The organism is Xanthomonas protegens (assembly GCF_038442435.1).
Lineage (GTDB): Bacteria > Pseudomonadota > Gammaproteobacteria > Xanthomonadales > Xanthomonadaceae > Xanthomonas_A > Xanthomonas_A sontii.
The window spans coordinates 36,361-49,912 of record NZ_JAQJCQ010000005.1; the positions used below are offsets into that span (position 1 = coordinate 36,361).

The 13,552-nt window shown below is 68.7% G+C and carries 12 protein-coding genes; 6 read left to right on the plus strand and 6 right to left on the minus strand.

Going from position 1 to position 13,552, the window contains the following annotated elements:
• Positions 1 to 5 precede the first annotated feature (5 nt).
• Positions 6 to 947, minus strand: coding sequence for an electron transfer flavoprotein subunit alpha/FixB family protein (locus tag PIQ37_RS07590; protein WP_342072996.1), 942 nt, complete (start codon positions 945 to 947; stop codon positions 6 to 8).
• The gene (locus tag PIQ37_RS07595; protein WP_342072997.1) at positions 947 to 1,693 is read right to left on the minus strand and encodes an electron transfer flavoprotein subunit beta/FixA family protein; all 747 of its coding nucleotides are present in this window, start codon (positions 1,691 to 1,693) and stop codon (positions 947 to 949) included. Before PIQ37_RS07595 ends, PIQ37_RS07590 begins: the two co-directional genes overlap by 1 nt.
• Positions 1,694 to 1,919: 226 nt before the next feature.
• Between PIQ37_RS07595 and rfbB the strand changes: the two genes are divergently transcribed.
• Genes rfbB through rfbD form a run of 4 tightly spaced genes read left to right on the plus strand, consistent with a single transcriptional unit; the run spans position 1,920 to position 5,386 of the window.
• Entirely contained in the window at positions 1,920 to 2,975 is a 1,056-nt protein-coding gene (gene rfbB / locus PIQ37_RS07600; protein ID WP_342072998.1) for a dTDP-glucose 4,6-dehydratase, read from the plus strand.
• Positions 2,976 to 3,033: 58 nt separating this feature from the next.
• Entirely contained in the window at positions 3,034 to 3,921 is an 888-nt protein-coding gene (gene rfbA / locus PIQ37_RS07605; protein WP_342072999.1) for a glucose-1-phosphate thymidylyltransferase RfbA, read from the plus strand.
• Entirely contained in the window at positions 3,918 to 4,475 is a 558-nt protein-coding gene (gene rfbC / locus PIQ37_RS07610) for a dTDP-4-dehydrorhamnose 3,5-epimerase (protein ID WP_019797144.1), read from the plus strand. The genes rfbA and rfbC overlap by 4 nt, the downstream gene beginning before the upstream one ends.
• A complete protein-coding gene (gene rfbD / locus PIQ37_RS07615) occupies positions 4,472 to 5,386 on the plus strand; it encodes a dTDP-4-dehydrorhamnose reductase (RefSeq protein WP_342073000.1) in 915 nt (304 codons plus the stop codon). Before rfbC ends, rfbD begins: the two co-directional genes overlap by 4 nt.
• 85 nt (positions 5,387 to 5,471) lie before the next feature.
• Here rfbD and PIQ37_RS07620 read toward each other — a convergent pair whose 3' ends face one another.
• Positions 5,472 to 6,875, minus strand: coding sequence for a mannose-1-phosphate guanylyltransferase/mannose-6-phosphate isomerase (locus PIQ37_RS07620; protein ID WP_342073001.1), 1,404 nt, complete (start codon positions 6,873 to 6,875; stop codon positions 5,472 to 5,474).
• 44 nt (positions 6,876 to 6,919) lie between these two features.
• Entirely contained in the window at positions 6,920 to 8,266 is a 1,347-nt protein-coding gene (locus tag PIQ37_RS07625) for a phosphohexomutase domain-containing protein (RefSeq protein ID WP_342073002.1), read from the minus strand.
• 133 nt (positions 8,267 to 8,399) lie between these two features.
• On the opposite strand from PIQ37_RS07625, the gene PIQ37_RS07630 reads away from it, so the two are divergent.
• Together PIQ37_RS07630 and PIQ37_RS07635 are read left to right on the plus strand one after the other, a co-directional pair.
• Positions 8,400 to 9,137, plus strand: a complete 738-nt coding sequence (locus tag PIQ37_RS07630; protein ID WP_342073003.1) for a CoA transferase subunit A — start codon at positions 8,400 to 8,402, stop codon at positions 9,135 to 9,137.
• A gap of 1 nt (position 9,138) precedes the next feature.
• The gene (locus tag PIQ37_RS07635; RefSeq protein WP_152246364.1) at positions 9,139 to 9,771 is read left to right on the plus strand and encodes a CoA transferase subunit B; all 633 of its coding nucleotides are present in this window, start codon (positions 9,139 to 9,141) and stop codon (positions 9,769 to 9,771) included.
• Positions 9,772 to 9,789: 18 nt separating this feature from the next.
• On the opposite strand, the gene PIQ37_RS07640 is transcribed toward PIQ37_RS07635, so the two are convergent.
• Positions 9,790 to 11,856, minus strand: a complete 2,067-nt coding sequence (locus PIQ37_RS07640) for a glycoside hydrolase family 99-like domain-containing protein (protein WP_342073004.1) — start codon at positions 11,854 to 11,856, stop codon at positions 9,790 to 9,792.
• Positions 11,853 to 13,496, minus strand: coding sequence for an electron transfer flavoprotein-ubiquinone oxidoreductase (locus PIQ37_RS07645; protein ID WP_342073005.1), 1,644 nt, complete (start codon positions 13,494 to 13,496; stop codon positions 11,853 to 11,855). The genes PIQ37_RS07640 and PIQ37_RS07645 overlap by 4 nt, the downstream gene beginning before the upstream one ends.
• Positions 13,497 to 13,552: the final 56 nt, after the last annotated feature.

Genomic DNA, 13,552 nt, shown 5'->3' on the forward strand with positions numbered 1-13,552 from the left:
ACGGCTCAGCCCAGCGCCTTTTCCAGCTCCGGCAGCACCGTGAACAGGTCGCCGACCAGGCCGATGTCGGCGATCTCGAAGATCGGCGATTCCGGGTCCTTGTTGATCGCGACGATGGTGCCGGCGTCCTTGATGCCGGTCAGGTGCTGGATGGCGCCGGAGATGCCGACCGCCACGTACAGCTCCGGCGCGATGATCTTGCCGGTCTGGCCGACCTGCAGCTCATTTGGCACGTAGCCGGCGTCGACCGCCGCGCGGGAAGCGCCGACCGCCGCGCCCAGCTTGTCGGCGAGCTGGTAGACGATCTGGAAGTTCTCCGCCGAGCCGACGCCGCGGCCACCGGACACCACGCGCGTGGCGCTCTGCAGGTCGGGGCGGTCGGACTTGCCGGCGGCGAGGCCGACGAAGCGGGTGTGGCTCGGCAGCGTCGCGTCCACGCTGGCCGCTTCGACCGCCGCGCTGCCGCCCTGTGCCGCTTCCGGCCAGGAGGCGCTGCGCACGGTGGCGACCACGATCTGGTCAGCCGGCGCCTGCACGCTGATGATGGCGTTGCCGGCGTAGATCGGGCGCTTGAACGCGTAGTCGCCGTCCACGGCCATCAGGTCGGAGATCTGGTTGACGCCGAGCAGGGCGGCCACCACCGGCATCAGGTCCTTGCCGAACGTGGTGGAGGGGCCGAACACGTGGGTGTAGCCTGCCGCCAGGGCAGCGATCTGCGGACCCAGCACCTGCGCGATGGCGTGTTCGTTGGCGGCATTGGCGACAGTGAGGACGCGGGCCACGCCGGCGATCTGCGCGGCCTGGGCAGCCACCGCGGCCGGATCGGCGGCCAGCACCACGATGTCGATGGCCTCGGCCGACAGCGCCTGCGCGGCGCTGACGCACTTGGCGGTGGCGGCGTTGAGCTGCCCGTTGAGATGTTCGGCGACGACGAGGATCTTGGCCATTACAGCAACCCCTTGTTCTTCAGTGCGGCCACCAGTTCGGCGGCATCCTTGACCATCACGCCGCGGCTGCGCTTGGCCGGCGGGGCGTAGTGGGTGGTGGTGAGGCTGTCGTTGGCCTGCACGCCCAGGTCGGCGAAGGCCAGCGTCTGCAGCGGCTTGCTCTTGGCCTTCATGATGTCCGGCAGCTTGATGAAGCGCGGCTCGTTCAGGCGCAGGTCGGTGGTGACCACCGCCGGCAGGTCCACTTCCAGGGTCTCCAGGCCGGCGTCGACCTCGCGGGTCACCGTGGCTTTGCCGTCGGCCACCACCAGCTTGCCGGCGAAGGTCGCCTGCGGCCGGCCCCACAGCGTGGCCAGCATCTGCCCGGTCTGATTGGCGTCGTCGTCGATGGCCTGCTTGCCGAGGATCACCAGGTCCGGCTGCTCCTGCTCGACCAGCTTGAGCAGGGTGCGCGCGGCGGTCAGCGGCTGGATCGCCGCGTCGGCGACCACGTGGATGGCGCGGTTGGCGCCCATCGCCAGGCCGTTACGCAGGTGCGCGGCGGCGTCGGCCGGGGCGATGGTGGCGACCACCACCTCGCTGGCGATGCCGGCGTCGCGCAGGCGCAGCGCCTCTTCCAGGGCGATTTCGTCGAACGGGTTGGCGGAGAGCTTGACGCCCTCGGTCACCACGCCGGAGCCGTCCGGCTTGACCTGGATGCGGACGTTGTAGTCCACCACGCGCTTGTAGGCGACGAGGATTTTCATCGTGTACGAGATCCTTCAGCAGTGCGGGAAGGCCCGGCCGCGGCGGCTGGCACGGGGCAGTCGGAGGATTCTAACCGGGCGCGGGGGACCATGCGAGGGCGTATGGTGGGCCATTCGGCGGGTCGTGGTCGCCGCATGCGGCGCCCACGACCGGTTCATATAAAGCGTATATCCTGTGTCGTTTGAATATCAGGCGCCGACGGCGCCGAATCAGGAGAGACACACAGTGGCGACTTGGCTCGTGACCGGCGGTGCCGGTTTCATCGGCGGTAATTTCGTGCTCGAGGCGGTGGCGCGCGGCATCCGTGTGATCAACCTGGACGCGTTGACCTATGCCGGGAACCTGAACACGCTGGCGTCCCTGGACGGCAACCCGGACCATGTATTCGTGCACGGCGATATCGGCGACCGCGAGCTGGTGGGCCGCCTGCTCGCCGAGCACCAGCCCGACGCCGTGGTCAATTTCGCCGCCGAAAGCCACGTGGATCGCTCGATCGACGGGCCCGGTGCCTTCATCCAGACCAACGTGGTCGGCACCCTCGGTCTGCTGGAGTCGGTGCGCGATCACTGGAAGGCGCTGCCTGAAGACCGCCGCGACGCGTTCCGCTTCCTGCACGTGTCCACCGACGAGGTCTACGGGACGCTCGGCGAGACCGGCAAGTTCAGCGAAACCACGCCGTATGCGCCGAACTCGCCGTACTCGGCGTCCAAGGCCGCGTCCGACCACCTGGTGCGCGCGTTCCACCATACCTACGGCCTGCCGGTCCTGACCACCAACTGCTCCAACAACTACGGCCCATACCACTTCCCCGAAAAGCTCATCCCGCTGGTGATCGCCAAGGCGCTGGCCGGCGAGCCGCTGCCGGTGTATGGCGATGGCAAGCAGGTGCGTGACTGGCTGTTCGTCGGTGACCACTGCGAGGCGATCCGTACCGTGCTGGCCAAGGGCAAGGTCGGCGAGACCTACAACGTCGGCGGCAATTCGGAGAAGCAGAACATCGAGGTGGTGCAGGCGATCTGCGCGCTGCTGGACGCACGGCGTCCGCGCGAAGACGGCAAGCCGCGCGCCAGCCAGATCACTCACGTCACCGACCGGCCCGGCCACGACCGACGCTACGCCATCGACGCCTCCAAGCTGAAGAACGAACTGGGCTGGGAGCCGCAGTACACCTTCGAACAGGGCATCGCGCTCACCGTGGACTGGTACCTGAGCCACCAGGACTGGGTGCAGGGCGTGCTCGATGGCAGCTATCGGCTGGAACGCATCGGTACCGCGGCATAACGCCAGTCCCTCGCAAGAGTCCGCCCATGCGCGTGCGGACTTCACCAGGAAATACCTCATGACACAACGCAAGGGCATCATCCTCGCTGGCGGCTCCGGCACGCGGCTCTACCCGATCACCAAGGGCGTCAGCAAGCAACTGCTGCCGGTGTACGACAAGCCGATGATCTACTACCCGCTCAGCGTGCTGATGCTGGCCGGCATCCGCGAGGTGCTGATCATCAACACCCCGCACGAGCAGGCGCTGTTCCAGGCGCTGCTGGGCGATGGCGCGCAGTGGGGCATGGACATCCAGTACGCGGTACAGCCGAGCCCGGACGGGCTGGCCCAGGCCTACCTGATCGGCCGCGACTTCGTCGCCGGCAAGCCGAGCTGCCTGGTGCTGGGCGACAACATCTTCCACGGCCATGGTCTGACGGACACCCTGCAGCGTGCCGATGCGCGGCAACAGGGCGCAACCGTGTTCGGCTATTGGGTCAACGATCCCGAGCGCTACGGCGTGGCCGAGTTCGACGCGTCCGGCAAGGTCATCGACATCGAGGAAAAGCCGGCCAAGCCGCGCTCCCACTACGCGGTCACCGGCCTGTATTTCTACGATGGCCAGGCCAGCGACCATGCCGCGGAGCTGAAGCCATCGCCGCGCGGCGAACTGGAGATCACCGATCTCAACCGCCGTTACCTGGAAGCCGGCGAACTGCACCTGGAAGCGTTGGGCCGAGGCTACGCGTGGCTGGATACCGGCACCCACCAGTCGCTGCACGAGGCCTCCAATTTCATCGAGACCATTCAGTCGCGACAGGGCCTGCAGGTGTGTTGTCCGGAAGAGATCGCCTTCGGGCAGGGATGGATCGACGCGGCGCAGCTGGAGAAACTTGCCGCTCCACTGCGCAAGAACGCTTATGGCACCTATCTGCATGAACTGGCTGTACGAGGAACCGTTCCGTGAAAGTGATTGAAACCAATCTGCCCGGCTGCGTGGTGATCGAGCCGGCGGTGTTCGGCGACGCGCGTGGCTATTTCTTCGAGACCTGGAACGCCGAGCGCTTCGGCGAGCACGGGCTGCCCACCAAGTTCGTGCAGAGCAATGTCTCCACCTCGGCCAAGGGCGTGCTGCGTGGCCTGCATTACCAGTGGCCGCGGCCGCAGGGCAAGCTGGTCAGCGTGCTGGAGGGCGAGGTGTACGACGTCGCCGTCGACATCCGCCATGGCTCGCCGCACTTCGGCCGCTGGGCCGCGGTGGTGCTGAGCGCGGAGAACAAGAAGCAGTTCTGGATTCCGGAAGGCTTCGCGCACGGGTTTGCCGTGCTGTCGGAGCGGGCGGTGTTCAGCTATCTGTGCACCGACGTGTACGTCAAGGAAGCCGACGCCGGCGTGCGCTGGGACGATGCCGCGATCGGCGTGGACTGGCCGATCAGCGAGCCAGTGCTGTCGGGCAAGGACGCGGTCGCGCCGTTCCTGGCCGACATCCCGGTCGAGCGTCTGCCGGTCTACCAGCCATGAGCGTGCTGGTCTTCGGCGGCAACGGCCAGGTCGGGCAGGAACTGCTGCGGGCGCTGGCCGGGCAGGGGCCGGTGGTCGCGACCACGCGCAGCGGCCAGTTGCCCGACGGCAGCGCCTGCGAGCGCGCCGATTTCGACCAGCCGCAGACCCTGGTCGCGCTGCTGGACCGGCTGCGGCCATCGGCGGTGGTCAACGCCGCGGCCTACACCGCGGTCGATCGCGCCGAGCAGGACGCCGAGGCGGCGCATCGCGCCAATGCCGAGTCGCCGGCGGCGATCGCCGCCTGGTGCGCGGCGCATGGCGTGCCGCTGGTGCATTACTCCACCGACTACGTGTTCGACGGGCAGGGCACGCAACCCTATCCCGAAGATGCGGCCACCGCGCCGCTGGGCGTGTACGGCGCCACCAAGCTGGCCGGCGAGCAGGCGATCCGCGCGTCCGGTGCGCAGCACCTGATCTTCCGTACCGCCTGGGTGTATGCCGCGCACGGGAACAATTTCCTGCGCACCATGCTGCGCGTCGGCGCCGACCGCGACGAACTGCGGGTGGTCGCCGACCAGGTCGGCACGCCGACCCCGGCGGCCCTGATCGCCGATGTCACCGTGCGCGTGCTGTCCCAGCGCGCGACGCTGCCGTCCGGGACCTGGCATCTGACCGCCGCCGGCGAGACCACCTGGCACGGCTTCGCCGAGGCGATCTTTGCCGAGGCGGTGGCAGCGGGCCTGTTGCCGCGCGCGCCGCGGGTGCTGCCGATCACCACCGCGGAGTATCCGACCCCGGCCAAGCGCCCGGCGTATTCGCGCCTGGATGTGTCCCGCCTGCAGCGCGATTTCGCGCTGGAACTGCCGCAGTGGCGCGATGGCCTGCGCCAGGTGATCGGCGAACTCGCCGCGGCAGCGCCGGCCCCCTGAGACGGCGCGCACTGCAAAATGGCATCGGTGAAAAACAAAGAGCCGGGCAATGCCCGGCTCTTTGTTTTTGCGGCGGATACCGGACTCAGGTGCGCCCGTAGGTGTCCTCGAAGCGCACGATGTCGTCCTCGCCGAGGTAGCTGCCCGACTGCACTTCGATCAGTTCCAGCGGCAGCTTGCCGGGGTTCTTCAAACGATGCGTCACCCCGAGCGGGATGTAGGTGCTCTGGTTCTCGGTGAGCAGCAGCACCTCGTCGCCACGGGTGACCTCGGCGGTGCCGCTGACCACGATCCAGTGCTCGGCGCGGTGGTGATGCATCTGCAGGCTCAGCGTGGCGCCGGGCTTGACCGTGATGCGCTTGACCTGGAACCGCTGGCCGTTGTCGATCGAGTCGTAGGCGCCCCACGGGCGGTACACCTTGCGGTGCCAGGTGGCCTCGGAACGGCCATTGGCCTTGATCCTGCCGACGATGTCCTTCACTTCCTGGATGCGCTCGCGGTGGCCGACCAGCACCGCGTCGTCGGTCTCCACCACCACCACGTCCTGCAGGCCCACCATCGCGATCAGGCGCGAGCCGTAGGCGTAGGTGTTGCGGCAATCGATCTCGATCACGTCGCCGTGGTGGGCGTTGCCATTGGCGTCCTGCGGCGACACGTCCAGCAGTGCCGACCACGAACCGACGTCGCTCCACTTCGCGTCCAGCGGCACCACCACCGCGTCGGCGGTCTTCTCCATCACCGCGTAGTCGATGGAGTCGGAAGGACTGGCGGCGAACGCCTCCTTGTCCAGGCGGGTGAAGTCGGCATCGCGCTTGGCCGATTGCCAGGCCTTGGTGCAGGCATCGGCGATGGCGGGCTGGAACTTGCGCAGCTCTTCCAGGTAGCGCGAGGCGCGGAACAGGAACATGCCGCTGTTCCAGTAGTACTCGCCGGAGGCAAGATAGCTTTTCGCAGTGGCCAGGTCGGGCTTTTCGACGAAGCGCTCGACCGCGCGCGCGCCGTCGCCGGCGGCGGCCTTGATGTAGCCGTAGCCGGTTTCCGGGGCGGTCGGCTTGATTCCGAACGTCACCAGCTTGCCTTGCTCGGCCGCAACGGCGGCCACGCGCACCGCTGCCTGGAAGGCGGCTTCGTCGCCGATCACGTGGTCGGACGGCAGGACCAGCAACAGCGGATCGGCGCCATCGCGCGCGGCCTCCAGCGCCGCCACGGCGATCGCCGGCGCGGTGTTGCGGCCCTTGGGTTCGAGCAGGATCGCATGCGGCTTCACGCCGATCTGCTGCAATTGCTCGGCCGCGACGAAGCGGTGCTCCTCGTTGGCGACCACGATGGGGGCATGCGCGGCGACCGGGGCCGCGCGCTGCCAGGTGGCCTGAAGCATGCTCTGTTCGCCGACCAGCGGCAGGAACTGCTTCGGATACGACTCGCGCGACAACGGCCACAGGCGCGTGCCGGAACCGCCGGACAGGATGATGGGAAGGACGTCGCTCATGGGCGGGGGAACTCCATAGTGCGTCTAGGGGGAGGGTGGTGGGATCAGCCGCGCAGCAGCTCGGAGATCTCCTGGGTGCGCTGCTCCAGCAGCGCCGCGTCGCCGCGGGTTTCCACGTTCAGGCGCAGCAGCGGTTCGGTGTTGGAACTGCGCAGGTTGAAACGCCAGTCGGCGAATTCGGCGCTGACGCCGTCGGTGTAGTCCAGCGTCGGCGCATGCGAGGCGAAGTGTTCCATCACCCGTGCCACCGCCGCCTTGGCGTCGGCGACCTTGAAGTTGATCTCGCCGCTGCACGGGAACTTCTGCATGCGCGCCTCGACCAGGTCGGCCAGCGAGCGGCCGGACTGCGACACCAGCTCGGCGATCAGCAGCCACGGGATCATCCCCGAGTCGGCGTAGGCGAATTCGCGGAAATAGTGGTGCGCGCTCATCTCGCCGCCGTACACGGCGTTTTCGCTGCGCATCTTCTCCTTGATGAAGGCATGGCCGCTCTTGCACAGCACGGGGATGCCGCCGGCTTCCTCGACCTGTTCGATGGTGTTCCAGGTCAGGCGCGGGTCGTGCACGACCTTGCCGCCCGGCTGCTTGGCCAGGATCGCCTGCGCCAGCAGGCCCACCAGGTAATAGCCCTCGATGAAGCGGCCGTCGGCGTCGAAGAAGAAGCAGCGATCGAAGTCGCCGTCCCAGGCGATACCGAAGTCGGCGCCGTGCTGCTTGACCGCGTTGGCGGTGGCGGCGCGGTTCTCCGACAGCAGCGGGTTGGGAATGCCGTTGGGGAAGTGGCCGTCCGGCTCGTGGAACACGCGCACGAATTCGAACGGCAGGTGCGGCGCCAGCAGGTCGATGATGGCGCCGGCGCCGCCGTTGCCGGCGTTGACCACCAGCTTCAGCGGCTTCAGCGTGGCGCGGTCGACATAGCTGAGCAGGTGTTCGATGTAGGCGCTCTTGTCCGGGCGGTGATGCTCGGCGGCGGTCGGCTCGGCGGCCGCCGCGGTATCGGCGGCGACGGTGTCGCGGATCGCGAACAGGCCGGTGTCGGAGCTGATCGGGCGCGCGTTCTCGCGCACCAGCTTCATGCCGTTGTAGTCCATCGGGTTGTGGCTGGCGGTGACCATCACGCCGCCGGCGGCCTGCAGGTGGTCGGTCTGGAAATACACTTCCTCGGTGCCGCACAAGCCGATGTCGATGACCTCGCGGCCGCTGGCGCGCAGGCCCGCCGACAGCGCGTCTTGCAGCCCCTGGCTGGCCAGGCGCACGTCGTGGCCGACCACCACCGGGCCGCTGCCCAATTGCCCCGCCAGCGCCACGCCGATGCGGCGCGCCAAGTCCTCGTTCAGTTCGTCGGGTACGCGACCGCGGATGTCGTAGGCCTTGAATGCGGGAAGCGACATGGAAGAGGGTCCTAGTTGGGGGAAACCCGAGTGTAACGTTACGGCGCTTAATCGGTCGTTGCGGCGGTGCGGCGGGGGTCGCAGTCCCCGAGCGGCTAAACTAGCTGTCTACATTCCAATGCGGAGCTGGCGAATGGGTGACACCTCTACCCCTGCGGGCGGGCGGCGCGGCAAGCTTTTCCCCGATGCGGCCACGGCGCTGGCCGGCGTGGTGGCGGACGGCCAGACCCTGGCGGTCGGCGGGTTCGGCCTGTGCGGCATTCCCGAGGCCTTGATCGCGGCCTTGCGCGACAGCGGCGTCGGTGGCCTCACGGTGATCTCCAACAATGCCGGCGTCGATGGCTTCGGCCTGGGCCAGCTGCTGGCGACGCGGCAGATCCGCAAGATGATTTCGTCCTACGTCGGCGAGAACAAGGAGTTCGAGCGCCAGTACCTGGCCGGCGAGCTGGAACTGGAATTCAACCCGCAGGGCACCCTGGCCGAACGCCTGCGCGCCGGCGGTGCCGGCATCCCCGCGTTCTTCACCGCCACCGGCTACGGCACGGTGGTGGCCGAGGGCAAGGAGACCCGCGAATTCGACGGCAAGCACTACGTGCTGGAGACCGCGCTGCGCGCCGACGTGGCCCTGGTCAAGGCGTGGAAGGCCGATGCCGCCGGCAACCTGGTGTTCCGCAAGACCGCACGCAACTTCAACCCGGCCTGCGCAATGGCCGGCAAGCTCTGCATCGCCGAGGTCGAGGAGGTCGTGGAGACCGGCAGCCTGGATCCGGACCAGGTGCACCTGCCCGGCATCTACGTCGACCGCATCGTGCACAACCCGCATCCCGAAAAACGCATCGAACAGCGCACCCTGCGCCAGAAGGACGCCTGACATGGCCTGGACCCGCGACGACATGGCGCAGCGCGCCGCCCGCGAACTCACCGACGGCGCCTACGTGAACCTGGGCATCGGCCTGCCGACCCTGGTCGCCAACCACATTCCCGAGGGCGTGGACGTGTGGCTGCAGTCGGAGAACGGCCTGCTCGGCATCGGCCCGTTCCCGACCGAGGACGAGGTCGACGCCGACCTGATCAACGCCGGCAAGCAGACCGTCACCGCCCGCGCCGGCGCCAGCTACTTCGGCAGCCACGATTCCTTCGCGATGATCCGCGGTGGCCATATCGACCTGGCCATCCTCGGCGCGATGCAGGTGAGCGAGAAGGGCGACCTGGCCAACTGGATGGTGCCCGGCAAGATGGTCAAGGGCATGGGCGGCGCGATGGACCTGGTGGCCGGGGTCAAGCGCGTGGTCGTGCTGATGGAACACGTGGCCAAGGACGGCAGCCACAAGATCCTGCCGGCCTGCGACCTGCCGCTGACCGGCGTCGGCGTGGTCGACCGCATCATCACCGACCTGGCCGTGTTCGACGTCACCGACAGCGGCCTGGTACTGGTGGAAACCGCCGAGGGCGTGGACGAGGCCGAACTGGTCGCCAAGACCGGCGTGCCGTTCCGGCGCGGCTAAGCGCCGGAACAGCTTCCCTCAGCTGCTCCGCTGCGCGTAGGCGTAGTCGGCGGACACCGGTGGCCGCTGGCCGAGCAGGTCGGCCACGGTGGTGACGCGATAGCCGACGCGCTCGGCCAGCGGCGCCGCCAGACGCTCCACCGCATGCGCCAGGGTGGCGTCGAGTTGCCCTTGCTCCGCCTCGAATTCCGAGGGGCACAGGCCGCTGTCCAGCAGCGGCCGCAGCGCCTGCAGGCGTGCCCAAAACATGCTGCCCGAGATGAACGGCGCCTGCTCCAGGCGCGTATCGCGGTGGCCGGTGCGGCGCAGCAGGTAGTCGGCGGCTGCGCGGTTGCCGCCCCAGAAGTCGGCCAGCGGCAGCAGGTGGCCTTCGGGCGCGACCAGGCCGAGCGCAGGCTCCTGCGCGAAGGCCTGCAGCACGCGCGCGGCGCGGTCGGCGCCGGCCAGGCGTTGCAGCAGTTCGCTGCGCCAGGCATCGCCGTTGTGCAGATGGGTACTGCGCTTGGTGTGCAATTTCAGCACCACGTCCACGCCGTCGCGCAACAGCCGTTCGGCCGCGTGCAGGAACGGCAGGATGTCGCGGCCGCGGTTTTCCAGCACCATCATCTCGGACGGCAACGCGCACGCACGCAAATGCGCGCGCACCGCATCGGCCTGCTCGGGCGAGGTGGTGACCAGCAGGCGCCAGGGCAGGGCGCTCGCGGCCAGTTGCGCCAGCAGTTCGGGCAGCACCTGTGGATACCAGGCGTGGATGATCGCGTGCGGCGTCGCGTTGGGCGCCGGCAGCGGCGTCAGCGCGCGGCGGGTGGCGTCGAGATAGGCATGGCCCAGCCGCGCATCCGGTTCCAGCACGGCGCCTTCGGCCCACTCGTTCCAGGCGTTGACGAAGACCAGGCGCTGCTCGGCGCGGCGGCCCTGCAGCCGTGTGTGGATGGTGGTGCGCAGCCAGTCTTCATAGCCGCGCGGCGAGGCGTGCAGATAGACGCGGCCGGCTCCGGGGCGGCGCGCTTCGTTGTCCCAGCCCGGGTTGACGCCCGGATACAGCAGATAGTCGGGCAGCGGGCGCGCGGCGATCTCCGTGGCCAGGGCGCGCCAATCCAGCACGGCACCGCTGTAGTCGGGATTGAGCAGGTGCTGGTCGGCGGCCAGCGAGCGCGGATTGCTCATGTTCGGCGGAAATTCGACCGCCGCGTCGAAGCCGATGTCGCGCGGATCCGGCCGCTCGAAGCCTTGCACGTAGGCCAAGTGCAGTTCACCGATGCCGTGCTCGCGGCACCAGTCGCGCCAACGCGTCGCGGTGGCCTGCGGATCCGGCAGCAGGTGCGGGCGGTACACCAGCAGCATCGGCCGGCCGTCCACGCGCAGGCAGCGCGGGTCGCGCAGGTAGTCGGCCACGTGCGCGATGAAATCCAGATCGTCCTGCGCGCTGTGCGCCTGCGCCATCAGCACATCGTCGCCGCGGCCGTCCCAGCGCCGCGACCACTGCTCATTGGCCCAGCACAGGCAGAACGGCAGTTCCAGCGTGGGATCGTCCAGCCACTGCCGCAGCGGCGTCTCCAGCAGGGTCTTGCCGCCGAACCAGTAGAAGTAGAAGCAGAACGCGCCGATGCCGTACTGCTTCGCCAGCGCCACCTGCTGGCGCATGCTGTGCGGATTGCGCAGGTCGTAGAACCCCAGATCCGCCGGCAGCCGCGGTTGCACATGTCCCTCGAACTGCGGCAGCGCGCGAGTGACGTTGCGCCATTCGGTGAAGCCGGTGCCCCACCAGGCGTCGTTCTCCGGGATCGGATGGAACTGCGGCAGGTAGAACGCCACCACGGTGGCCGGCAGCGGCGCGGGCAACGGCGTCTGCTGCGAGGGCACGTAGCCGATCGCACGCTCGTCGGCGCGTGTGCGTGGCCGGCGTTCGCCGAACCCACTGCCAATCTGTCCGCGCGGCGGTGGCGGCACCAGGTCCGCATGGCGCTCCAGGAAGCGCGCGCGCAGACGATCACGCTGCGCCGGCGATAACGGCAGGGCGCGAAAGCCGGCGCGCAGGGTCAGGAACAGCGCGGTCTTCAGGCGCGCGGGCAGGCCTGCGCTCACAGGTTCTGGTAATTCGGCCCGGAGCCGCCTTCCGGCGTCACCCAGTTGATGATCGCGTAGGGATCCTTGATGTCGCAGGTCTTGCAGTGCACGCAGTTGGCGGCGTTGATCTGCAGGCGCTTGCCGGCTGCGTCGTCGACGATCTCGTACACCGCCGCCGGGCAGAAGCGCGTGCAGGGGTTGCCGTATTCCTCGGTGCAGCGGGTCACGCAGATCTGCGGATCAAGCACGTGCAGGTGCACCGGCTGGTCCTCATCGTGCTCGGTGGCGGCGAAGTACACGCCCTGCAGGCGGTCGCGCGGCGCCAGCTCGCGCTGCACGTAGTCGCGCTTGGGCTGCTCGTGTTCGCCCAGCCGGTCCAGGCTCTTCCAGTCGGCGCCGACCTTCAGCGTCCACGGCGAGGCGCCCTTGACCAGGGTTTCCCAGGCGCCGTTGAGCAGGCCGAACCACAGCCCCTTCTTGAAGCCGGGCTTGATGTTGCGCACCTGGCGGAGCTCGGCCATCACTTCCGAATTACGCAGGCGCGCATCGAAGCCGGCCGGGTCCAGCGCGGCACCGGCGGCGAGGTGTTCGGCGGCGAGCATGCCGCTGCGGATCGCTTGGTGGGTGCCCTTGATCTTGGGCACGTTGAGCAGGCCGGCGGTGTCGCCGATCAGCAGTGCGCCGGGCATCTCCACCTTCGGCAGCGACTGCCAGCCGCCGCTGGCGATGGCGCGCGCACCGGCCGAGAGGATGGTGCCGCCGTCCAGCAGCGCCTTCATCATCGGGTGGTTCTTCCACTGCTGGAAGGCTTCCCACGGGCGGTATTCGGGATCGTGGTAGTCCAGGCCGCTGACGTAGCCCAGCGCCACCTGGTTGTTCTCCAGGTGGTACAGGAAGCTGCCGCCATAGGTCTTGCTGTCGGCCGGCCAGCCCAGGGTGTGCACGATCTTGCCGGGGCTGACGCGGCCCTCGGGCAACTGCCACAGCTCCTTGATGCCGATCGAGAACGCCTGCGGATCGTGGCCGGCGTCGAGCGCGAAACGCGCGATCAGGCGCTTGGTCAGGTGTCCGCGCGCGCCTTCGGCCAGTACCGTGACCTTGGCGCGGATGTCGATGCCGGCGGTGTAGCCGGGCTTGTGCGACCCGTCCTTGGCCACGCCCATGTCGCCGATGCGCACGCCCAGCACCGTGCCGTCCTCGGCGTGCAGGGTCTCGGCGGCGGCGAAGCCGGGGTAGATCTCCACGCCCAGCGCCTCGGCCTGCGGCGCCAGCCAGGCGCACATCGCGCCGAGGCTGACGATGAAGTTGCCGTGGTTGCGCATGCCCGGCGGCACCATCGGGAACTTGTGCCCGCCGTCCTTGCTCAGGTACCAGAACTCGTCCTCGGCCGCCGGCACGCAGATCGGCGGCGGGTTGTCGCGCCAGCCCGGCAGCAGCGCGTCCAGCGGCGCCGGTTCGATCACCGCGCCGGACAGAATATGCGCGCCGATGGTGCTGGCCTTCTCGATCACGCAGACCGAGATGTCGGGGTTGAGCTGCTTGAGCCGGATCGCGAACGCCAACCCGGCCGGGCCTGCGCCGACGGTGACGACGTCGTATTCCATGACGTCGCGCTCCACTGGCTCCGGCGCGTTGGCGCCACCCTCGGTTCCCGTCATCTGCTCCGCTCCCGTTTGGCTCATTCTGGCTGCCTGCATTTTCAGGGTTTGCGCGT

Bases quoted from the DNA above. Each gene is read 5' to 3' on its own strand.
- PIQ37_RS07630 (WP_342073003.1), top strand. From the start codon at position 8,400: ATGGGTGACACCTCTACCCCTGCGGGCGGGCGGCGCGGCAAGCTTTTC.
- PIQ37_RS07620 (WP_342073001.1), bottom strand. From the start codon at position 6,875: ATGAGCGACGTCCTTCCCATCATCCTGTCCGGCGGTTCCGGCACGCGC.
- rfbD (WP_342073000.1), top strand. From the start codon at position 4,472: ATGAGCGTGCTGGTCTTCGGCGGCAACGGCCAGGTCGGGCAGGAACTG.
- PIQ37_RS07635 (WP_152246364.1), top strand. From the start codon at position 9,139: ATGGCCTGGACCCGCGACGACATGGCGCAGCGCGCCGCCCGCGAACTC.
- PIQ37_RS07590 (WP_342072996.1), bottom strand. From the start codon at position 947: ATGGCCAAGATCCTCGTCGTCGCCGAACATCTCAACGGGCAGCTCAAC.
- PIQ37_RS07645 (WP_342073005.1), bottom strand. From the start codon at position 13,496: ATGACGGGAACCGAGGGTGGCGCCAACGCGCCGGAGCCAGTGGAGCGC.
- rfbA (WP_342072999.1), top strand. From the start codon at position 3,034: ATGACACAACGCAAGGGCATCATCCTCGCTGGCGGCTCCGGCACGCGG.
- PIQ37_RS07625 (WP_342073002.1), bottom strand. From the start codon at position 8,266: ATGTCGCTTCCCGCATTCAAGGCCTACGACATCCGCGGTCGCGTACCC.
- PIQ37_RS07595 (WP_342072997.1), bottom strand. From the start codon at position 1,693: ATGAAAATCCTCGTCGCCTACAAGCGCGTGGTGGACTACAACGTCCGC.